Genomic DNA, 19820 nt, shown 5'->3' on the forward strand with positions numbered 1-19820 from the left:
CGGCAAAGTCGCGGGATGCCCGCCGTGCGTCGTGATCATGTGAGCCCGAGGAGGGCAAGCGGTCGCTTCGGTTTTCTTGCGTTGTATCGGAGGGCGGTGGCGATGTTGCGGTCTCCTGTGGGTCGGAGGGCGCCGATGGCGAGGTTGCGCCAGGTGGCCATGGCTTGGGGCGCGTTGCCGGTGCGGAGTTGGGAGGCGTCCTCGGCGAAGGTCACGTCCCGGATGTGGTGGAGGGCTTCGATGGTCCAGTGGCCGCGGATGAGGGCGGCGAGCTGGGCGGGGGTGGCCCGGTCGGCGGTCAGGCTGGTGACCGTGTAGATCGTCTTGATGGTGACCTTGCCGGTTTTGCGGTTCGTTCGGCGGCGCTTGAGCTGGACTGCCTGTGCCGCATGCGGGAAGAGCAGGTTGCTCACGGTGGCCGCCTTGATGCGGCGGATCTCGCCGCGGCCGTGTTCTGTCTCCCGGGTGCGGTCCTGGAGCGGGATCGCGTTCCAGGGAAGGGACTTGAGCTGTTTGCGGAGCTTCTTCTGGTTGCCCTTGACGATCACGATGTAGTGCGCGGACCGGCGGGCGACCAGGTAGTCGGCGTGCTCGCGCTGGGTGTGCATCGCGTCGCTGGTCACCACGGCGCCGGCGAGACCGGCGACGGTGTCTAGGAGCGGCTGGAAACAGGTGATCTCGTTCGTCTTTTCGCCGACGTCGAGTTGAGCAAGGACAGTACTGGCGGTGTGGTCGAGGGCGGCGAGCAGGTGGATCTTTCGGCCGTGTGCGCGGGCGGTGCCGCGCAGGCTCTTGCCGTCCACTGCGATCGCCCGCAGGGCTGTGGCCTGCGGTTCCCTTAGCTGACGGTCGGTGAGCCAGCTGCCTACGGCGCGATCGAGCGCATCAGCGTCGATCCGGACCAGGACCCGGCGGATGGTCGCCTCGCCGGGCACCTTGGGACGCGTGATCAGCGGATCGTGCCGGGCTCCCAGCGCGAGGAGTACGTCGCGCGGAGCGTCGGCGGCCCACTCGCTGATCGCCAACAGCGAGGTCGCGCCGGCCAGTACAGCGGCTGCGGCCAGGGCGAGCACGTGGACCAGGGCGTGCCGGACCCCGCGGGGGTCGCGGGTCGGGGACTTCGGTGAGGCGTTCCAGCAGGTCGGGGAGTTCGTCGAGTCCGGCCGACAGCTGGTCGCGGAGTTGGTCAAGAGCAGGCGGGATCGGTGATGATGTGGCGGCAGGCACGGTCTTCCATCGGGATTACGGGGCGTCGAGAACTCCATGATCTTGGAAGTCCGTGCCTGCTTCACGTCCGAACTGACCCACCCGCCGCAGACCATGACCAATCGGACGATCCGTCACTTTGCCGAAGCCCTGACCAACGACCGGAAACGCCGCGGGTTCCGGCTCGCGACGGAGTTCACCGCCGAGCCCGATCACCGGGGGAATCCAGGGGCGGGCGGTGCTGATCGGATCAATTCGGGATCCAGGGATAGTTCGGAGCGTTCAGCCAATTTCTCGCCACGGCACCTGAATTCAGAAGGCAGGCCCTGACTGCCCCTCAGATGTGTATGTTCTCGTGGCCGATGGGGCCACACGGACAGACGACCGAGGGAAACGGAGCGTCCGCGCCGTCCCGTGAGGGACGTTCGGAACCCTTCAGTCCCTGGGGTGCCTGCCCTGTTCGCAGCGTTTCAAAGTGGTTGCCAGGGAAACTCGAGGACTGAGTTCCGGAAGTCTCGCGCCTTGCCGGGTCCTGGGCGTTCCCCGAGGGGAGTGATGACTTGGGAGTCCGGGAGGGGGTGGCCGGGTCGGCGGAGACGCGTATCTTGTCGGAGTGTCATCGGTTGGCGTGCGGGAGAACCTTGCCTGACGGGGCGCGGTGCCGGCAGGGGGTGATCGGGTGAGGCTCCGACCGTTCCGTCGGGTGAACTGTCCGGGGTGCTCGCGATCCTCAGGTGGCGGGAGCGTGGGCCGACTGTCAGCATGCGACTGCGATCTTTCAGTGTTATGAGCTTGTTCCGCTTTCGCGGACACCTTTGGTGTGTTGGTCAGGCCGCGAGGGCGGTCTCGTATTCGGCGGGGCTGCGGTAGAAGAACGATTCGGCGAGTGCGTTGTCCCAGCACTGACCGGTGCGTCCGACCGACAGCACTATCCCCAACCCACCTGCCAAAGTGGCGAGTTCACGGCTGGTGTATTGGCAGCCGCGATCGGAATGGAAGATCACCGGGCCGGTCGGGCGGCGGGTGTGGCAGGCGGCCGTGAGGGCGTCGGCGACGAGTTCGGTGCGCAGGTGGTCGGCCGTGGCCCAGCCGACGACACGGCGGGAGGCGATGTCGATGACGGTGGCCAGGTAGAGCCAGCCCTCGTCGGTGGCGATGTAGGTGATGTCACCGCACCAGCGGGTGTCGACCGCTGTCGGGTCGGGACGAAAGTCGCGGAGGACCAGGTCAGGACGCGTGGCGGCCTGGGGGTCGGGGATGGTGGTGCGGTGCCGTCGACGACGGTGACGGCCGGCGAGTCCGGCTTGCCGCATCAGGCGGGCCACTCGCCTGCGGCCGCAGCCGGCGCCCTCGCGCTTGAGGACGGCGTGAATGCGCGGGGAACCGTAGGTCCCGCGGGACTGCTGGTGCACGGTGGTGATCCGCTCGGTCAACTCAGCGTCTCGCGCCGTGCGGGGACCAGGGACACCAGTACGGCGGGCATAGTAGGCGGTTCGGGAGACCTCGAACAGTTCACACGCCTTCTTGACGCTGTGACCTGCAGTTTTCTCCGCCTCGATGAACGGGTACACGTTCACCGGGTCTCCGTCGCGAAGAAAGCCGTCGCACGCTTGAGGACCTCCACGTCCTCCCGCAGCCTGCGATTCTCCCGCCGCAGAACCGCCAACTCCTCGCGCTCGCTGCTGGTCAGACCGTCCCGATCGCCCGCATCGACCTCGGCCTGACGCACCCAGCTCCGCACCGCGGTCTCGGTCAGGTCGAAGTCCTTGGCCACCTGACCCACCGAGCGGTCACCACGCCGGCACAGACCGACGATCTCGGCCTTGAACTCCGCCGTGAACGAGCGTCGAGGACGCACCTTCTTCTTCGCCATGCTCTCCATGATGGACATCATCCTTCCGGGGCCCAAGCCCCTGATCTCGGATGTCCGCCAAAGCGAAGCAAGCCCAGACGCCCCCATCCTCGGCCGAGAACGCGTCGTCAACGTCCTACGCCGCTCACACGCAACGAACCCCGCCCCGCCTACATAACAGCGGCCCGGTGGTTCGCCCCCATATAGACACCGGCGCAAGAGCGGCGACCAAGGAGCGGGGCAGCAGCACAGACCGACGTCGACCCGTTGTTCAGCCCTCGCACGCCTGGACCTGGTCCGCACGAGGAGACGCTCCCCATGGCTGCTCCGCCCCTGTCACTTGACTCTGGCGTCGCCCAGGCGCCCGGCCCTCACAAGGTCAGAGTCCCGGAGGCTTATTCACGGGGTTTCGTAGCCCGTTTTCCTTGATCATGAAGGCGGCCCTGCTCCGTAGGCTGATGTTTGCGAAGACGTCAGATCACCACCGGGGCAGGGCCGTTGAGGTGGGACGTTACGACAGGATTGGACGGGGATCAACTGGGCGGGCTGGTGGAGCGGGTCCATCGGGCGTTGGTGGAGGATGTGGACCGGACGGTGGTGCCGGGGCGGATGTGGGCACTGGGGCTGTACAAGTCGGTGGTGCTCGTCCTGTTCATGTTGCGGCAGAACACCGTCCAGGAGGCGGCCGCGGAGTTGTTCGGGGTCTCCCAGGCCACTGCCTCCAGGCGGTGGACGGCGCTGCTGCCGGTGGTGGAGAAAGTCCTGGCCGGTCACGTCCCGGATGCCACGAAGGTATCGGCCGGCCGGGTCGTCCTGATCGACGGCACCTTGGTGACCACCTGGGACTGGGCAAGCGAAGGCACCTTGATGTTCTCCGGCAAACACAGGGACACCGGCTTCAACCTGCAGGTCGCGGCCACTTTGTCGGGAGAACCGCTCGCGGCCTCGGCGCCCGTCCCAGGCTCACGGCACGACATGTATGCCTGGCGGCAGTCCCACTTCCCCGACGCGTTCGCCGACCGGGAGGACATCGGCGACCTGGGCTACGTCGGCTCCGGCATGCTCACCGCGAGACGCAAACCCCCAGGCCGGGAACGGCCCGCCGGAGACAAGGTCTACAACCAGAGCATCGGCAAACTCCGTGCCGCCGTCGAGCGGGCGATCGCGCACCTGAAGGACTGGAAGATCCTCGCCACCCGCTACCGCGGCCCCCTCCAAGCCTTCCCCTCATCACCAGGACCATCACCGCCCTCACCTTCTACAAGAAAGGCTGGTAGAACCCCGTGAATAGGCCTCCAGCTCCAGCGAGGCGGTGTCGCCCGGCTCGGGGCTGTAGCCGAGGTGGAAGTTGCCGTCATAGGCGGCGGCGATGAGATCAGTGAGCCGGTCGTAGAACGTCGCTACCGGATCTGCCGGGCGCGCGGAGGTGTCGGACATGGTGACCTGCCGGTCACAGGGTGAGAAGAGGCGGGGCGGTGGCGGCCTTGTCGGCGGCCTCTGGGCCGCAGGTGGACAGAGCCCCCGGGCGCGGCTGCGCCACGGATCGAGCGCCGCCCCGTCCGGGCTGACCCGGCCTTGGAGGAGGGTGCTTAACGCGACGGTGGCCGGTGCCAAGGCTGGACGGTGATGCGTCGTGGGGCCGGCGCGGTAGGCCTGCGTTCCAGGTGGGGATTCTCATCAAGGCCTCTGTCTGGGCGTCGTCGGTATGGACCGGTCGTCGGCCCCGTCCGGTGAATCGGGCGCTATGGGCCTCGTAGTCAGGGCCCGCGCCACCGAAGCCGGGGCCGAGGTCCCGGGCGTGAAGCGCCCGGTGACCGACAGCCAGCGCAAGGTCGCGGCCATGAACCTCTCCAGCAGGTCCACATAACGCTCCAGTTCCTCCCGTCCCTCCGACACCTTCGCCAGGTCCGCCCGCAACGCCGTCGCCGTAGCAGCGAATTCGGCACGGCGTTCCTCGATCATGGCCGCCGCCCGGCACCGCGCCGCCCGCGGCGAGCAGTCACCCTCCCGAGCCAGGATCGCCACCAGGTTGTCCTGGCCGTCCGCCGCGTCGTCACCGACCGAAGCCACATCATTGGCCCAGCCCGCGACGTCGGCCACCGCCCACCGCAGATCCCGCAACCGCTCACCCGCCCACACCACCTCCGGCAACGAGGCCTGGCCGGTGCGCTCCAACACGTCCAGCATGGGAAGCAACGTGATCGTGCGCCGTCTCAGCCGAAGGTAGTGCGCCAGCGGCAACCGGACCCCGGCACGCCGCAGTGCTGCCTCCGCCTCACAGGCATCCAGGAAATCGGTGTAATCCGCGGCGAACCGCCGCCGCCACCGGGCCGACATGCCCGGAGCGGTACGACCCCACAGCCGCGCAAGCACCACCGCCTGCGGTGCCGTCCCCGTGGATATCTCCCCACCGGTCGCGAACACCTGCCGCAAGGAAGCAGTGAATTGTTCCAACTCACCCGGGACCGTGCCCAGGCCCCGCCGGTCGATGTGGTCGTCTACCCAGCAGACGAACGCCGCCCACTGAGCGGTCAGCACCACATCCTCCGCACCGCCTTGCGGCAGCGCGCCCTGAGCCAGAACCTCCAGCCGCATCGCGGCCAAGTGCTGCTCCTGGCGGCTATTGGCTGCCAACCCGGTGTCTCGGGCCCATCGCAGCAGCAACGTGGACTCCTGCCGGTCAGGCATGGGTGCGGTCCACGAGCTGCGGCCGGGCTCGAGCGCGCAGATGATCGAGTACGGCCAGCCGGGGACGGGAATGTGCTGGTCCTTGCCCCGGCCGTATGTGTGGCACAGGATCCGCTCGGGTGAGGTGTGGGCGTCGGGCCGCAGCCAGCAGGTGATGTCGATGGCCAGCACCAGCCGGCCGTCGGCAGCGCGGGGCAGCGGCACCGCCGCCAGTGCCTGCCGCAGCCGGGCGGTGTCGACCCAGCCGCGAGCCACAACTGCGTAGAGCCCGCCATGGCCGCGGCGGTGTTCGCCCACCAGCGACAGTTCGGCCAGCGACCTCACCGGCCCGTCGCCGCACAGAACAGCATCAGCCAGCTCGAACAGCCCGTCCGAACGAGCGGTCAGGCAGGAGTAGAACTCGCCCCGGAAGCGTGACAGTTCCGCCAGCGGCTCTCGCCGGGCATCACGATGCAGCAGACTCATCCTCACGGCCTTCGCGCTGGACGTGTGTGTTCCTTGGTCGGAGCACATGATCCAGACGAAGGCCGCCTCTGCGTACGGCGGTTACCGAACCGAGTGATCAAGTTCGACTCACCATTCGACGCCGAACGTTAAAGATCAAGTTGAGGGCATGTGCCGCATTCACGTCGTTCGAGGCTTGCGCATGCGACGGCACAGGGCACCTGCTCAGGTTGAACTCGTAGTGTTGGCGTGATGCTGACGGGTTGTGATGCCTGCGGTATGTCATGGGGATGAGGTATGCGCAGGCGGGCGGGTACCTCAGGTTGAACTCGTAGTGTCGGTTTGGGTGATCATGGTGGGCTCCATGGTCAGCCCGGTCTGGGCGAGGCAGCCGTCGATCAGCTCGGGCCGGTACTGGATCTTCTTGAGCTTGCGCTTGATGATGCGGGTGAGACCGGCGAGGTCGGCGGCGACGAAGTTGGTGATCGACCGTTTGAGCAGGGACCAGACGCCTTCGTTGGGGTTGAGGTCGGGCGCATACTCAGGTTGAACTCGTAGTGTCGGTTTGGGTGATCATGGTGGGCTCCATGGTCAGCCCGGTCTGGGCGAGGCAGCCGTCGATCAGCTCGGGCCGGTACTGGATCTTCTTGAGCTTGCGCTTGATGATGCGGTTGAGACCGGCGAGGTCGGCGGCGACGAAGTTGGTGATCGACCGTTTGAGCAGGGACCAGACGCCTTCGGTGGGGTTGAGGTCGGGCGCATAGCTGGGGAGCTGGTAGATCCGCAGCCAGTCCTTGTTCTCTTCGGCGTAGTCCGCCAGCTCCTGGCGCAGGTGGACGGACAGGTTGTCCCAGCACCACACGATCGGGGTGCCGAGCTGCTGGTGGGTGGCCGTGATGAGGTCGCGGTAGTCCTGCCAGGAGAAGCTCTTGGGCTCATTCTTACGGCCGTGGTAGACGTGCAGCTTGTAGAAGAAGTGGGTGCGGTGGCCGGGCCGGTAGCAGCTGACGCCGGCGATGTTCACGCGTCCGCGGCCCCGGCCCCGCACCGTGGGGCGTCGGCCGCGTGGTGCCCAGGTGCGTCCCCGCGGCGGGCTCAGGGCCTGTCCTGCCTCGTCTTCGAAGCAGATGTGGGCACCCAGGTCCGCCGCCGCTCTTTTACCTCCGGCCACACCTGCTCTTTCCACACCTCGATGGAGGCCTCGTCCCGCTCGACGGCCCGACGCACCGGGACCTGGCAGCTCCAGCCGTGCCGGCGCAGCAGCTTCCACACCCCCTGCACCGTATAGCCGACATGGAACATCCGGCCGATCAGCAGCTTGATCCGCTTCAGCGTCCACCGCTGGTCGTCCTCGAAACCATGCACCAGCGGACCCCGCGCCAGCTCCGCCTCCAGCCTGGCCCACTGCCCCGCGGACAGCCTCTCCACCGACACCGGCCCCCTCGAGCGCAGGGCCTCCACCCCGCCCGACTCCCACACCCGCCGCCACCGCAACACCGAGCGATCGGACACCCTCAGCTCCCGGGCGATCTTGACCGTGGTCTCCCCACGTGCGAACCACTCGGCCGCCTCCAGCCTCAACCGCTCACGCGCCGCCTGCTCCTCGGGCGTACACCCGCCCGCCTGCGCATACCTCATCCCCATGACATACCGCAGGCATCACAACCCGTCAGCAGCCACGCCGACACTACGAGTTCAACCTGAGTACCGCGACCTCATCACGGCCACCCACCAGCAGCTCGGCACCCCGATCGTGTGGTGCTGGGACAACCTGTCCGTCCACCTGCGCCAGGAGCTGGCGGACTACGCCGAAGAGAACAAGGACTGGCTGCGGATCTACCAGCTCCCCAGCTATGCGCCCGACCTCAACCCCACCGAAGGCGTCTGGTCTCTGCTCAAACGGTCGATCACCAACTTCGTCGCCGCCGACCTCGCCGGTCTCACCCGCATCATCAAGCGCAAGCTCAAGAAGATCCAGTACCGGCCCGAGCTGATCGACGGCTGCCTCGCCCAGACCGGGCTGACCATGGAGCCCACCATGATCACCCAAACCGACACTACGAGTTCAACCTGAAGTGCCTTTGGCCCCTTTTACCGAAGGGCCAAAGTCCCCAATATGAAGAAAGGTGGAACCGATCTCCATTTCGGATGGTCCACCGATCATCGTCAATCCGTGTCGGCGAGGGCAATCTGACGATTCTTAGGCCAATTTAAGAGTTCGTTACGTCGATCCTAAGTCGTAACGGTGACAATGTGATCATGAACTCGACGGCGGAAATTCATGGAGCACCGGTGGACGCAATGCAGCAGGAGAACCGGCGCACCGTTCTCATCGCGGACCCCGAACCCGTCTTCCGTGCCGAGCTGCGCCGCGTCCTGGAAGAGGAGCTGGGCCGCTACGACGTGGTCGCCGAAGCCGGCATCCCGGCCGAGGTGACGCGGCTGCTGCGCAGCACGGAACCCGAACTCGTGCTCATGGACCTCGCCCTGGCTCGCTCCCTTGGGCTGCGCGTGGACCGGCTCGGCGGTCTCCTGCCGCGCCCGCCCAAGGTCGTCCTGCTCACCGGGGGCGGCGGTCACGAGGGGCTCGACGAGGCGCTCGACGCGGGCGCCCGCGGCTTCGTCACGCGCGACCTGGACGCCGGGCTGCTGGGCGCGGTGCTGTGCCACGTCCTGGCCGACGGCTGCGCCATCGCCCCCGAGGTGTTCGGCGGACTCATGGATCGGCCGTCCGGCTGTCAGGCGCAGTTCGCCCGCTCCCACCACCGGGTCCGGCTGCTCAACGACAGCGAACGGCAGGTGCTGCGGCTGCTGGGGCACGGATTCGAGAACGCGCAGATCGCAGAGGAACTCCACCTGTCCCGGGCCAGCGTGAAGACGTACGTCTCCCGGCTGCTCGGCAAACTGCACCTGGACAACCGGACGCAGGCCGCCCTGGTCGCGAACGAAACCGGGTTGGCGGGGCGCGCGAGCCCGTGAGTATCCTGCCCTAACAGCATGTATCCATACATGTCAGGATAAGAGCGGTAGTGGGCGATAGCCGACCGGTCCGAGGAATCCACGACGATCGTCTTGGGCGTCGGCGGGCGTTGTCACATGAGGATTTTTAGCGGTAGCTCTCCAGGGTGACGATGGCTCGGGCTGCTTGGGTGAGCCAGTTGAACCGCCCTGGGTTTGATGGAGATCATCAAGACCCGGAAGGATGCCGATCGTGGCTGCTCCCCGTAAGTACCCCGATGAACTGCGTGAACGCGCGACGCGTCTGGCGGTCGGGGCCCGCAAGGACCGGGTCGGTCGGGCCGGAGCGCTCAAGCGCATCGCCGACCAGCTGGACGTGCACCCCGAGGCTTTGCGGGGGTGGGTGAAACGGGCCGAAGTCGACGAGGGCCTCGCGCCCGGGACCACCAGCGCCGAGGCCGTCCGGATCGCGGAGCTGGAGCGGGAGGTGAAGGAACTGCGGCGGGCGAACGCGATATTGAGGTCTGCCTCGGCTTTCTTCGCCGCGGAGCTGGACCGTCCACTGCGATGAAGGTCGCCTACATCGACCAGCACAAGGAACAGTTCGGCGTCCAGCCGATCTGCGACGTCCTCGCCGAGACGGACGCGCCGATCGCGCCGAGCACCCACTACGCCGCCCACACCCGTCCGCCGTCGGCCCCGCAGCCGGCGCGATGAGCACCTGGCGGCCATGTGGATGGCGTCGGATATGAGGGAGGTTTTCATGTGTTCGGCGGTTGCCCAGCCGATGACGGCTTTGGTGTGGCAGTTCGCGTTGTGCGCCGCTGGTATCGCTCCAGCACCCCGGGCAACTGCTCGCGAAAGGTGTGGCGGCAGCCGCGGGTCGGACACACCAGACGTCGAACCCGGACGCGTGCCACGACCCGCCGACCGTCGATCGGCAGGTCGGCGACCGCCCGCCAGTGATAGCCGTGCACCCGCCCCGACAACACCCCGCACACCGGGCAGACCGCGTTCGATCCCGGAGTCCGTGCCCTCACGACCACGCGCTCACCCTCGTCGACCACATCCTCGATGACCAGCGGGTATATCCCCGAAAACACCGTCGCCACCAGCTCGTTGAGACTCTCCACGCTCACATCAACGACCTACACCACTCTGCGTCACCACCCAATGTGAGACAGGGCCGTTGACCGTACAGACCCGGTCAGAGCCGGGGCAGCGGGGAGCGGCAGAAGCCGTGCGGGAGCCAGGGCGCGGCGGGTGAGGTGAAGGCCGTCGTGGCGGCGGCGAGCGCGCCCGGGGCGTGCTCACGAACCCGGCCCGCGGCGGCCAGTTCGGTCAGGCTGGTGCCGCCCAGGTAGGCCGAGTCGAGGGCGCTGGCGTCCAGGGAGAGGTCGGGGGCGTCGTAGGTACGAGCGCACACCGCGCCGGAGGCGTCGCCGGTGAGCCGCCAGCGGCCCCGGTTCCAGGCGCGAGGGCGTCGTCGAGGTCGAGAACGAGGTCGACCGGGGCCGCGTAGGAACGGGCGGTCAGCGCGATCGGGGCGTCGGCGACGCGCGCGTAGAGGCTGTCGAGCACAGTCGGGGCACAGTGCCGCACGTCGGAGACGAGGTGGAACAGGGCGTCGTCCACGGGGCGGTTGGGGGCCACGACGCGCGAGATGAGGTCGGTGTCGAGGAGGAAGCGCCACAGGGCGGCGTAGGCGCGCGGGTCGGTGGCCTCGACGTCGCGGACGCGGACGGTCCCCTCGGCGGTGTTCGCGGCCGACCAGGCGACGCTCACGGGCGATCCGCAGGGCCCGTCGCCCTGCCGAACGCCAGCATCAGTACGGCCCATAGGCGGCCGGTTACCTGGCCGACAGCACCACGCTCACCACCGGGACGAAGTTCTCCGCGACCGGCAGCGCGGGCACCGCCATGGGTCCCCACCTGCTCGGCAGCAACGTGGCGACGGGGGTGACGTTCAAGCGGGAAGAGCCCGCAACCACACCAGGAGGTCTATTTACGGGGGTCACCAGCCCTTTCTGAAGAAGGTGAGGGCGGTGACGGTCGTGGCGACGGTGGGGAATCGGGTGGGGGGCCGCGGTAGCGGGTGGCGAGGATCTTCCAGTCCTTCAGGTGGGCGATGGCGCGTTCGACGTCGGCACGGAGGGTGCTGACTGACTGGTTGGCCTCCTTGTCGCCTGCGCAATGGCTCCTGCCAGGCGGTTTGTGCCGCCCGGTACGTACCTCGGTGCCGATGTAGCCGAGGTCTTCGAGCTTGTCGCGGTCGGCGAACACTTGGGGAAAGCGGGACTGACGCCAGGCGAAGGCGTCATGCCGGCTGCCCGGCAGCGGGAGCGAGACGGCGAGCAGGTCCCGGGCCAGGGTCGCGGCGATCTGGAGGTTGAAGCCGGTGTCGCGGTGCTTGCCCGAAAACATCGCGGTGCACTCGCTCTTCCAGTCACATGTGGTCACCAGCGTGCCGTCGACGAGCACGACCCGCCCGGCGGAGGCCTCGGCCGGGTCGGGAACATGCCTGGTCAGCACCTTTCCCACCACGGAAAGCAGCGTGTTCCAGCGGCGTGAGACGGTCGCCTGGGAGATCCCGAAGAGCTCGGCCGCCGCTTCCTGGACAGGGTTCTTCCTCAGCAGGAACAGCACCAGCACTACCGACTTGTGCAAGCCCAGCGCCCGCAGCCGCTCAGGAGACGGGCCGTCCGGCACGGCCTGCAGTTCGGCATAGACACGGGCCACCAGCACATCCAGGTAATCCGCGTCCAGCCCTGTCGTAACGCTCCAGCCCAACGGCCCTGCCCCGGTAGAGATCTGACGTCGTCACAAACGTCACGCTACCGAGCAGGGCCGCCTCCGTGATCAACGACAACCATCCCAAGAACCTCGTAAATAGACCTCCCGGTGTCTCTGGACCTCGGGACCATACGACTGGTCCGTCCGACCCACCAGCAACGTAGGACCCGCTGACCGGACGGGGCCCAACAGGAAAGCTGAAGACGCCGCATCGCCTCGTCTTGAGCATCGGCCACCACCGGCTTCGCCGGTGCAACCACATGGGCGTGCACGTCGACTTGCGGACGGCCGTGGTCACCACGTCGCTCGCGGGCCGTTAAGCGTCAGCCCGCGAACCAGCCGCCGTCGACTGACATGATCGCACCATTGATGTGTGACGCAGCAGCGGACGCCAGGAAGACCGCGACTGAGCATTTTCAGCGGTGAGTCTCCAGGGTGAGGATGGTTTTGGCGATTGCCGTGAGTTTGTTTGGGCTGGTTCGGGCTTTCCGGAGGATGCGCCAGGTCTTGATCCGGGCGATGGCTCTCTCGACGGGCCAGCGGAGGCGGGAGTGTGCCCGGTTGACGGCTCTATGTCCGGTGGTGAGGTCTTTCCCGGGCTTGCGGCGGTGGGGAACGGCGACGATGTCGCCGGCTCCCTGGTAGGCCTTGTCCGCGAGGACAGGGATGCCGAGGCGGACGCAGGTCGTGATGATCCGGTGCCGGCGTGCCGCGGTGAGATCGTGGACGCGGCCGGCCAGCGCCGGTGAGATCCAGACCAGGGTTCCGTCCGGGGCTGTGATGACCTGCAGGTTCACGCCGTGACGGCGGTGCTTGCCGGAGTAGTCGGCGCGGCTGTCGCCGACCCGGTCGCATTCGGCGAGAGTCCCGTCGAGCAGGACGTACCGGGCGGCCGCGGTTCTCAGGACCGCGGTCAGGCCCGGTGCCCGGCCGGCCAGGAGTGTGACGACGGAGTGGACGTAGGCGTGGACGGTGCCCACGCTGATCCCGAAACCGGCGGCGATCTGGTGAAGGGTGTCGTTCTTGCGCAGGTACACCAGTGCGGCCGGGGTCCGGCTCGAGGGCGGCAGCTTGCACCTGCGGCCACCCTCCCGGGTGACGATCAGCATCGTCACCCACTCCACGAGGGCATGCGGGACATCCAGCACGGCACGATAGGAACCAACGGAGCCCCCAGGCTGAAGAGTTGAGCGTAGACACCTTGCTCAACACCCCGGGGGCTCCGCCCGTTTCACAGCCGCCCTCACGCCACCCGATTCATACCGTTCGTCGTGGGCCGTTTCGGTCATTCGTAGGATCGGAGCACCCAGGGGTGCTGGGTATGGCTGTCACCCGATAGCCGATGATGTGGCTTCCACTGATTGGCCGCCCGGCACCCGCCACGACTCGGCCGCTAATTGGGATACGCGAACTGAATCGCTCGTATGGATGCGTCGGCGAGGTCCTCTGCTGGGACACAACACCACGTCGGAGGAGGATCGGTGCCGGAATTGTGGGCCGGGACGGATGCGGGGAAGGCCGAGCACCACTGCACGGTCATCGACGCCAACGGGACGACGTTGCTGTCGCGGCGTGTGCCGAACAACGAGGCTGAACTGCTCGAACTCCTTGGTGACGTATTGGGGATAGCCGACGGTGGCCCGGTCACCTGGGCCGTCGACCTGAACGCTGGCGGGGCCTCCTTGTGGATCGCGCTGCTGGTCAACCACGGCCAGAAGCTGCTCTACATCCCCGGCCGGACCGTACACCACGCCTCAGCGGCCTATCGGGGCAGCGGGAAGACGGACGCGAAGGACGCGTTCATCATCGCCGACACCGCCCGCATGCGCCGTGATCTGCAGCCTCTGCAGGAGCTCGGTGAGATCGCAGTAGACCTGCCGATTCTGACCGCGCGCCGGATCGACCTCGCGGCCGACCGCACTCGCGCGATCAACCGCCTCCGCGCGCAGTTGCTGGAGTACTTCCCCGCTCTGGAGCGTGCCTTCGATCTGAGCACCTCCAAGAGCGCGCTGATTCTGCTGGCCAGCTACCAAACCCCGGCAGCCCTGCGAAGGATCGGCCGGTCACGGCTCACGACCTGGTTGAAGAACCACGGCGTGCGCACCAGCACCGCTGCCAGGAGCACGGCCGAGGCCGCGGTGACCGCCGGAGAAGCCCAGTTCACCGTCGTTCCCGGGGAAAGGACCTGCGCGCGGATGGTCCACACGCTGGCCGCGGCGGTGACGGCCCTTGACGAGGAAATCTCGGAGCTCGAAGCCCAGATCGAGGCCCGGTTCAGGGAGCATCCCGACGCAGAGGTGATCACCAACATACCCGGCATCGGCATGACGCTGGGCTCCGAGTTCATCGCCGCTACCGGTGGAGACATGTCTGTGTTCGGTAGCTCCGACCGGCTCGCCGGTGTGGCCGGCCTGGCCCCGGTCCCCCGTGACTCGGGCAAGGTCAGCGGTAACCTCCGCAGGCCCCGGCGCTACAGCAGGCGACCGCTGCGAATGTTCTATCTCTCTGCCCAGGTCGCCACCGTGTGTTGCCCTGAATCGAAGCGGTACTACCAGCGCAAACGCGCGGAGGGAAAGTCCCACAAGTAAGCCGTCCTGGCCCTCGCCCGGCGCCGCCTGAATGTGCTCTGGGCCCTCCTGCGCGACCACAAGCTCTTCGAGACCGCTGCGGCCCGCGCAGGCGCGACAGCGATATGACCCGACCACAGCGGGTCACTACCGCCGCTTGACAACACCATTGGGAATCAGTGGCCAAACTGAAAATGCTCACTGCTTCGAGACCGCCAAGTCCTGAGCTTGTTCCGCTTTCGCGGACACCTTTGGTGTGTTGGTCAGGCCGCGAGGGCGGTCTCGTATTCGGCGGGGCTGCGGTAGCCGAGGCTGCCGTGGAGCCGGTGCAAGTTGTACCAACTCTCGATCCACTCGAATATCGCGGTGTGGGCGGCGGCCCGGCTGGGCCAGGGCCGGCTGTCGCCGAGCTCGTTCTTCAGGGTGGAGAAGAACGATTCGGCGAGTGCGTTGTCCCAGCACTGACCGGTGCGTCCGACCGACAGCATTGTCCCCAACCCACCTGCCAAAGTGGCGAGTTCACGGCTGGTGTATTGGCAGCCGCGATCGGAATGGAAGATCACCGGGCCGGTCGGGCGGCGGGTGTGGCAGGCGGCCGTGAGGGCGTCGGCGACGAGTTCGGTGCGCAGGTGGTCGGCCGTGGCCCAGCCGACGACACGGCGGGAGGCGATGTCGATGACGGTGGCCAGGTAGAGCCAGCCCTCGTCGGTGGCGATGTAGGTGATGTCACCGCACCAGCGGGTGTCGACCGCTGTCGGGTCGGGACGAAAGTCGCGGAGGACCAGGTCAGGACGCGTGGCGGCCTGGGGGTCGGGGATGGTGGTGCGGTGCCGTCGACGACGGTGACGGCCGGCGAGTCCGGCTTGCCGCATCAGGCGGGCCACTCGCCTGCGGCCGCAGCCGGCGCCCTCGCGCTTGAGGACGGCGTGAATGCGCGGGGAACCGTAGGTCCCGCGGGACTGCTGGTGCACGGTGGTGATCCGCTCGGTCAACTCAGCGTCTCGCGCCGTGCGGGGACCAGGGACACCAGTACGGCGGGCATAGTAGGCGGTTCGGGAGACCTCGAACAGTTCACACGCCTTCTTGACGCTGTGACCTGCAGTTTTCTCCGCCTCGATGAACGGGTACACGTTCACCGGGTCTCCGTCGCGAAGAAAGCCGTCGCACGCTTGAGGACCTCCACGTCCTCCCGCAGCCTGCGATTCTCCCGCCGCAGAACCGCCAACTCCTCGCGCTCGCTGCTGGTCAGACCGTCCCGATCGCCCGCATCGACCTCGGCCTGACGCACCCAGCTCCGCACCGCGGTCTCGGTCAGGTCGAAGTCCTTGGCCACCTGACCCACCGAGCGGTCACCACGCCGGCACAGACCGACGATCTCGGCCTTGAACTCCGCCGTGAACGAGCGTCGAGGACGCACCTTCTTCTTCGCCATGCTCTCCATGATGGACATCATCCTTACCGGGGCCCAAGCCCCTGATCTCGGATGTCCGCCAAAGCGAAGCAAGCCCAGTCCGACTGCGGCCTGGACCAGTACGAGGTCCGCCACTGGGATCCCTGGCCAGGGGCGTTTCAAAGTCCTGATGATCATGTGAGTCGGCAGGTCACGGCCGTGTGAGTAGTCCGAGCCGGCCCGTCACGGATACAACGAAGCTCCGGTTGAACGGGGTGACCTTCCCAAGTCGCCCTGAACCGCCGGAGCTTCGATGTGCCGTCAGTCTGCCACCGTATGTCTCGTCAAGTCGCCTGCTCTGGAGGGCGTGGCGGGGCTCTCGCTGATGCAACGGCTGTGAGTGCTGCCCGATCCGCGCCGACGGCGCGGAGTGCGCCACCCGTTCGTGGCGGTGCTGCTGGTTGCCGCCTCGGCTGTGATCGCCGGCGCTCGCTCGTATGCGGCGATCGGCCAGTGGTCCGCGAGTGCTCCGCAGCACACGCTGGCCCGGCTCGGTGCCCGCCTGACGGGCGTGCTCGGGGTGCGTGTCGCGCCGAGCGGCGCCACGATCCGGCGGGTCATCGGCCTGGTCTGCCCGGGCGGCCTGGCCGACCTGACCGGTGCCTGTCCCGGCGGCGCGGACTCGGTGGCCGTGGACGGCAAGGCCGCCCGCAGCTCCCGGCACGGCCAGACCCCGCCGCCCACCTTCTGGCCGCGATGACCGGCGACGGCCGCACCGTCACCCAGCTGCGAGTTCCCGACAAGACCAACGAAATCACGTGCTTTTCCGCCCTGCTGAAGCCCTACGACCTGACCGGCGTCACCGTCACGGCCGACGCCCTCCACACGCAGCGCGACCACGCGCGTTACCTGGTGGAAGAGAAGAACGCGCACTACCTGCTGGTGGTCAAGGCCAACCAGCCAGGACTGCACCGAGGGCTCCGCGCGCTGCCATGGAAGGAGGTCACCGCCCGCCGCTACGACCGCGAGGTGAGCCATGGCCGCAAGGAGACCCGTGTGACCAGGGTCCTCACCATCACCGGCCTCGGTCTGGACTTCCCTCACGCCGTCCAGGCCATGCGAGTCCTGCGCCACCGCACCAACCTCAAGAGCGGAAAGTGCAGCCGCCAGACCATCTACGCGATCACGGACCTGACCTCACAGCAAGCCTCGCCCCAGCGGCTCAGCCGGCTCGCCAGGTCACAGTGGACCATCGAGAACCGGCTCCACTTCGTCCGCGACACCACCTTCGGAGAGGATGCCTCCAAGATCCGCACCGGCCACGGGCCCGAGAATATGGCCGCCTTGCGCAACCTGGCGATCAACACCCTCCGGCAGCACGGGCACCGCAACATCGCCGCCGGCCTCCGCCACGCCTCCTACGACCCGTTCAACCGGCCGCTGGACCTGCTGAACATCCCCTGACCAGCAGATCTACGTGAGGACCCCGACTTTGAAAAGCCCCTGCCTCCAGGCCTTCGACATTGCCTTCGACGGACGCCTCACCAACAACCGAATCTGACCTACAAACCGACCACGGTTACACCGTCTACTGGACAGACCCTCAGGCATCCGAGAGGGGACGGTCATCCTCCCGCCTCGCTTCGGTCGTCGGCGTGTCCGATCAGGGGTCGGGACCGGATGGGCCGTTGCGGGGCAAGGGCGTGATGCCTCTGCCCGGTCGTGTACGCGCAGGAACATGGACGGTATGTACGGAGTGTGACTGTCACGATTGCTCCCGTCGTCGGCCTCTCAAGGCCCGCCGGGCAAAGAGAGTGGTGAGGCAGGGGGAGCCGAAGTAGACGGGGAATCGGCCCATCCGGTAGTAGGGACAGGCGGGCCAAGAGCCGTCCGGTTGCTGCAAACGGGCAAGGAGCATTCTTCCCTCGTCTTGCCCCACGTTCAGTGCAAGGTTGTCTGCGGCAAGAGTTCTGAGCGCGAGGTCCAGTGCGGTGCCGGGTTGGTCGGCGAGGGCCCAGGTTTGGGTATCGATCTCGCGTTCTTGGACGGCATGGCGCAAGGGGGTGGTGAGCATTCGGCTGTGCTGCGGGAACCGTGCACAGATTCTGGAAGCGGCATAGAGGAAGGCGTCCGGTGACGGGTAGTAGCGCGTGCCGTGCATGTAGCGCCGGGAGACCAGATGGTCGCGGAGATAGCGCATCGAAGCTGTGATGACGGCTTCGTCGTCGCCAGCGATGTATTGATGGTTCAGATGAAGGGTGTAGAGGGCGTTGGCGCAGGCGACCGCGTCGTGTTTGCGGCCGCGAGGCAGGGCATTGGGCTCAACGCCGTCCTCCCAGTAGACCATCAGGACGTGCTGGTAAGAATGTTCGTCGCCCCGGCCGTCGGCACGCACGCGGCAGTCTGCGGGGGCAGGGGCGGCGGCTCGCAGGAGTTCACTTACCCCTTGTTGAAGGTCTGCGGCCGAGAGCAGGCCGTGCTCGTAGAGGGCGCCGGTCGCGATCGCCGTGCAATCTGTGTCGGCGGAGAATCGACTGGTGCGGGGGAAGAAGCGGAAGCGCCCTTGCCATCGGCAGTCCTCGACTTGGGGGGCGAGTCGGGCGACCAGCTTCTGTGCCAGAGGACCGGCGGGCGGCAGGACGAGCATCAAGGCCACCATCGCTGAGAACGCCTCGCCTGCCAAATCGAACCCAGGGTCCTCGAAACGCCGGCGAAGCAGTGCGCGGGCCTCGGTGCCGGTGAAGTGGGGTTCGAAGTGGGGGGTGAAGGAGAGCCACGCTGCGGGTGGGCCGCTCTCCTCCAGGCAATACTCAGGTTGAACTCGTAGTGTCGGTTTGGGTGATCATGGTGGGCTCCATGGTCAGCCCGGTCTGGGCGAGGCAGCCGTCGATCAGCTCGGGCCGGTACTGGATCTTCTTGAGCTTGCGCTTGATGATGCGGGTGAGACCGGCGAGGTCGGCGGCGACGAAGTTGGTGATCGACCGTTTGAGCAGGGACCAGACGCCTTCGGTGGGGTTGAGGTCGGGCGCATAGCTGGGGAGCTGGTAGATCCGCAGCCAGTCCTTGTTCTCTTCGGCGTAGTCCGCCAGCTCCTGGCGCAGGTGGACGGACAGGTTGTCCCAGCACCACACGATCGGGGTGCCGAGCTGCTGGTGGGTGGCCGTGATGAGGTCGCGGTAGTCCTGCCAGGAGAAGCTCTTGGGCTCATTCTTACGGCCGTGGTAGACGTGCAGCTTGTAGAAGAAGTGGGTGCGGTGGCCGGGCCGGTAGCAGCTGACGCCGGCGATGTTCACGCGTCCGCGGCCCCGGCCCCGCCCCCGCACCGTGGGGCGTCGGCCGCGTGGTGCCCAGGTGCGTCCCCGCGGCGGGCTCAGGGCCTGTCCTGCCTCGTCTTCGAAGCAGATGTGGGCACCCAGGTCCGCCGCCGCTCTTTTACCTCCGGCCACACCTGCTCTTTCCACACCTCGATGGAGGCCTCGTCCCGCTCGACGGCCCGACGCACCGGGACCTGGCAGCTCCAGCCGTGCCGGCGCAGCAGCTTCCACACCCCCTGCACCGTATAGCCGACATGGAACATCCGGCCGATCAGCAGCTTGATCCGCTTCAGCGTCCACCGCTGGTCGTCCTCGAAACCATGCACCAGCGGACCCCGCGCCAGCTCCGCCTCCAGCCTGGCCCACTGCCCCGCGGACAGCCTCTCCACCGACACCGGCCCCCTGGAGCGCAGGGCCTCCACCCCGCCCGACTCCCACACCCGCCGCCACCGCAACACCGAGCGATCGGACACCCTCAGCTCCCGGGCGATCTTGACCGTGGTCTCCCCACGTGCGAACCACTCGGCCGCCTCCAGCCTCAACCGCTCACGCGCCGCCTGCTCCTCGGGCGTACACCCGCCCGCCTGCGCATACCTCATCCCCATGACA

21 protein-coding genes, 5 pseudogenes and 1 other annotated feature are annotated in these 19820 nt (G+C 67.4%); of the genes and pseudogenes, 9 read left to right on the top strand and 17 right to left on the bottom strand.

What is annotated here, in order from left to right:
- Positions 1–35: 35 nt before the first annotated feature.
- A complete protein-coding gene (locus OG906_RS40225; protein ID WP_329449168.1) occupies positions 36–1190 on the bottom strand; it encodes an ISAs1 family transposase in 1155 nt (384 codons plus the stop codon).
- A gap of 73 nt (positions 1191–1263) precedes the next feature.
- Between OG906_RS40225 and OG906_RS40230 the strand changes: the two genes are divergently transcribed.
- Positions 1264–1536 carry a hypothetical protein gene (locus OG906_RS40230; RefSeq protein WP_329449169.1) on the top strand — a complete coding sequence of 91 codons (273 nt, stop codon included), beginning with the start codon at positions 1264–1266 and terminating at the stop codon, positions 1534–1536.
- A 497-nt stretch (positions 1537–2033) separates the two neighbouring features.
- Here OG906_RS40230 and OG906_RS40235 read toward each other — a convergent pair whose 3' ends face one another.
- Positions 2034–2783 (bottom strand): IS3 family transposase, encoded by a 750-nt coding sequence (locus tag OG906_RS40235; protein WP_329449170.1) that lies wholly within the window; start codon positions 2781–2783, stop codon positions 2034–2036.
- The gene (locus tag OG906_RS40240) at positions 2780–3088 is read right to left on the bottom strand and encodes a transposase (RefSeq protein ID WP_443067509.1); all 309 of its coding nucleotides are present in this window, start codon (positions 3086–3088) and stop codon (positions 2780–2782) included. The genes OG906_RS40235 and OG906_RS40240 overlap by 4 nt, the downstream gene beginning before the upstream one ends.
- 492 nt (positions 3089–3580) lie before the next feature.
- Here OG906_RS40240 and OG906_RS40245 point away from each other — a divergent pair, with 492 nt between their 5' ends.
- Positions 3581–4345, top strand: coding sequence for a transposase family protein (locus OG906_RS40245; RefSeq protein ID WP_329449171.1), 765 nt, complete (start codon positions 3581–3583; stop codon positions 4343–4345).
- On the opposite strand, the gene OG906_RS40250 is transcribed toward OG906_RS40245, so the two are convergent.
- The 5 genes and pseudogenes from OG906_RS40250 to OG906_RS43835 form a co-directional block, all read right to left on the bottom strand.
- Positions 4310–4495 (bottom strand): hypothetical protein, encoded by a 186-nt coding sequence (locus OG906_RS40250; RefSeq protein WP_329449172.1) that lies wholly within the window; start codon positions 4493–4495, stop codon positions 4310–4312. The two genes, OG906_RS40245 and OG906_RS40250, sit on opposite strands and share 36 nt — an antisense overlap.
- Before the next feature lie 240 nt (positions 4496–4735).
- Positions 4736–5653 (bottom strand): terpene synthase family protein, encoded by a 918-nt coding sequence (locus OG906_RS43820; RefSeq protein WP_329449254.1) that lies wholly within the window; start codon positions 5651–5653, stop codon positions 4736–4738.
- Positions 5654–5698: 45 nt separating this feature from the next.
- Positions 5699–6211: pseudogene (locus OG906_RS43825) on the bottom strand (transposase); the annotation flags it as partial.
- A 297-nt stretch (positions 6212–6508) separates the two neighbouring features.
- Positions 6509–6736: pseudogene (locus tag OG906_RS43830) on the bottom strand (IS630 family transposase); the annotation flags it as partial.
- Positions 6732–7828 (bottom strand): IS630 family transposase gene (locus tag OG906_RS43835; RefSeq protein ID WP_443067510.1). Its coding sequence is split into 2 segments (ribosomal slippage): positions 6732–7367 and positions 7370–7828, totalling 1095 coding nucleotides; the frame shifts between segments, so codons are not numbered across the junction. The gene OG906_RS43835 and the pseudogene OG906_RS43830, both read right to left, overlap by 5 nt.
- A gap of 64 nt (positions 7829–7892) precedes the next feature.
- Here OG906_RS43835 and OG906_RS40270 point away from each other — a divergent pair.
- From OG906_RS40270 to OG906_RS40285, 4 genes and pseudogenes are all read left to right on the top strand, one after another.
- Positions 7893–8264 (top strand): annotated as a pseudogene (locus tag OG906_RS40270) (transposase); the annotation flags it as partial.
- 227 nt (positions 8265–8491) lie between these two features.
- Positions 8492–9169, top strand: a complete 678-nt coding sequence (locus OG906_RS40275) for a response regulator transcription factor (protein ID WP_329449247.1) — start codon at positions 8492–8494, stop codon at positions 9167–9169.
- Between the two features lie 232 nt (positions 9170–9401).
- The gene (locus tag OG906_RS40280) at positions 9402–9719 is read left to right on the top strand and encodes a transposase (RefSeq protein ID WP_329449176.1); all 318 of its coding nucleotides are present in this window, start codon (positions 9402–9404) and stop codon (positions 9717–9719) included.
- Positions 9680–9808, top strand: a sequence feature (AL1L pseudoknot). (Overlaps the previous gene by 40 nt.)
- A complete protein-coding gene (locus OG906_RS40285) occupies positions 9716–9865 on the top strand; it encodes a hypothetical protein (protein WP_329449177.1) in 150 nt (49 codons plus the stop codon). (Overlaps the previous feature by 93 nt.) Before OG906_RS40280 ends, OG906_RS40285 begins: the two co-directional genes overlap by 4 nt.
- Before the next feature lie 92 nt (positions 9866–9957).
- On the opposite strand, the pseudogene OG906_RS40290 reads toward OG906_RS40285, so the two are convergent.
- From OG906_RS40290 to OG906_RS40310, 5 genes and pseudogenes are all read right to left on the bottom strand, one after another.
- Positions 9958–10287 (bottom strand): annotated as a pseudogene (locus OG906_RS40290) (transposase family protein); the annotation flags it as partial.
- A 68-nt stretch (positions 10288–10355) separates the two neighbouring features.
- Positions 10356–10574, bottom strand: a complete 219-nt coding sequence (locus OG906_RS40295) for a sterol carrier protein domain-containing protein (protein WP_329449178.1) — start codon at positions 10572–10574, stop codon at positions 10356–10358.
- Entirely contained in the window at positions 10490–10987 is a 498-nt protein-coding gene (locus OG906_RS40300; RefSeq protein ID WP_329449179.1) for a hypothetical protein, read from the bottom strand. The genes OG906_RS40295 and OG906_RS40300 overlap by 85 nt, the downstream gene beginning before the upstream one ends.
- A gap of 161 nt (positions 10988–11148) precedes the next feature.
- Positions 11149–11937 carry a transposase family protein gene (locus tag OG906_RS40305; protein ID WP_329449180.1) on the bottom strand — a complete coding sequence of 263 codons (789 nt, stop codon included), beginning with the start codon at positions 11935–11937 and terminating at the stop codon, positions 11149–11151.
- A gap of 419 nt (positions 11938–12356) precedes the next feature.
- Positions 12357–13049, bottom strand: coding sequence for a transposase family protein (locus tag OG906_RS40310; protein WP_329449248.1), 693 nt, complete (start codon positions 13047–13049; stop codon positions 12357–12359).
- Positions 13050–13421: 372 nt separating this feature from the next.
- Here OG906_RS40310 and OG906_RS40315 point away from each other — a divergent pair.
- Positions 13422–14636: pseudogene (locus OG906_RS40315) on the top strand (IS110 family transposase).
- A 134-nt stretch (positions 14637–14770) separates the two neighbouring features.
- Here the strand turns inward: OG906_RS40315 and OG906_RS40320 are convergent.
- Positions 14771–15643 (bottom strand): IS3 family transposase, encoded by an 873-nt coding sequence (locus OG906_RS40320; RefSeq protein ID WP_329449181.1) that lies wholly within the window; start codon positions 15641–15643, stop codon positions 14771–14773.
- Positions 15640–15948: a transposase gene (locus tag OG906_RS40325; RefSeq protein ID WP_443067509.1), complete on the bottom strand. Its 309-nt coding sequence runs from the start codon at positions 15946–15948 to the stop codon at positions 15640–15642. The genes OG906_RS40320 and OG906_RS40325 overlap by 4 nt, the downstream gene beginning before the upstream one ends.
- Before the next feature lie 394 nt (positions 15949–16342).
- Here OG906_RS40325 and OG906_RS40330 point away from each other — a divergent pair, with 394 nt between their 5' ends.
- Both OG906_RS40330 and OG906_RS40335 read left to right on the top strand, forming a co-directional pair.
- Positions 16343–16657 carry a transposase family protein gene (locus tag OG906_RS40330; protein WP_329449182.1) on the top strand — a complete coding sequence of 105 codons (315 nt, stop codon included), beginning with the start codon at positions 16343–16345 and terminating at the stop codon, positions 16655–16657.
- On the top strand, positions 16654–17361 hold the full coding sequence (locus tag OG906_RS40335; RefSeq protein ID WP_329449183.1) for an ISAs1 family transposase: 708 nt from the start codon (positions 16654–16656) through the stop codon (positions 17359–17361). Before OG906_RS40330 ends, OG906_RS40335 begins: the two co-directional genes overlap by 4 nt.
- Positions 17362–17662: 301 nt before the next feature.
- Here OG906_RS40335 and OG906_RS40340 read toward each other — a convergent pair whose 3' ends face one another.
- Both OG906_RS40340 and OG906_RS43840 read right to left on the bottom strand, forming a co-directional pair.
- Positions 17663–18544, bottom strand: coding sequence for a hypothetical protein (locus tag OG906_RS40340; protein ID WP_329449184.1), 882 nt, complete (start codon positions 18542–18544; stop codon positions 17663–17665).
- Between the two features lie 163 nt (positions 18545–18707).
- Positions 18708–19810, bottom strand: a protein-coding gene (locus OG906_RS43840; protein ID WP_443067511.1) for an IS630 family transposase whose coding sequence is annotated in 2 segments (ribosomal slippage) — positions 18708–19349 and positions 19352–19810 — 1101 coding nt in all. Because the reading frame shifts where the segments join, the coding sequence is not laid out codon by codon here.
- Positions 19811–19820: the final 10 nt, after the last annotated feature.

The sequence above is a fragment of the Streptomyces sp. NBC_01426 genome (genome assembly GCF_036231985.1).
Taxonomy (GTDB): Bacteria; Actinomycetota; Actinomycetes; order Streptomycetales; family Streptomycetaceae; genus Streptomyces.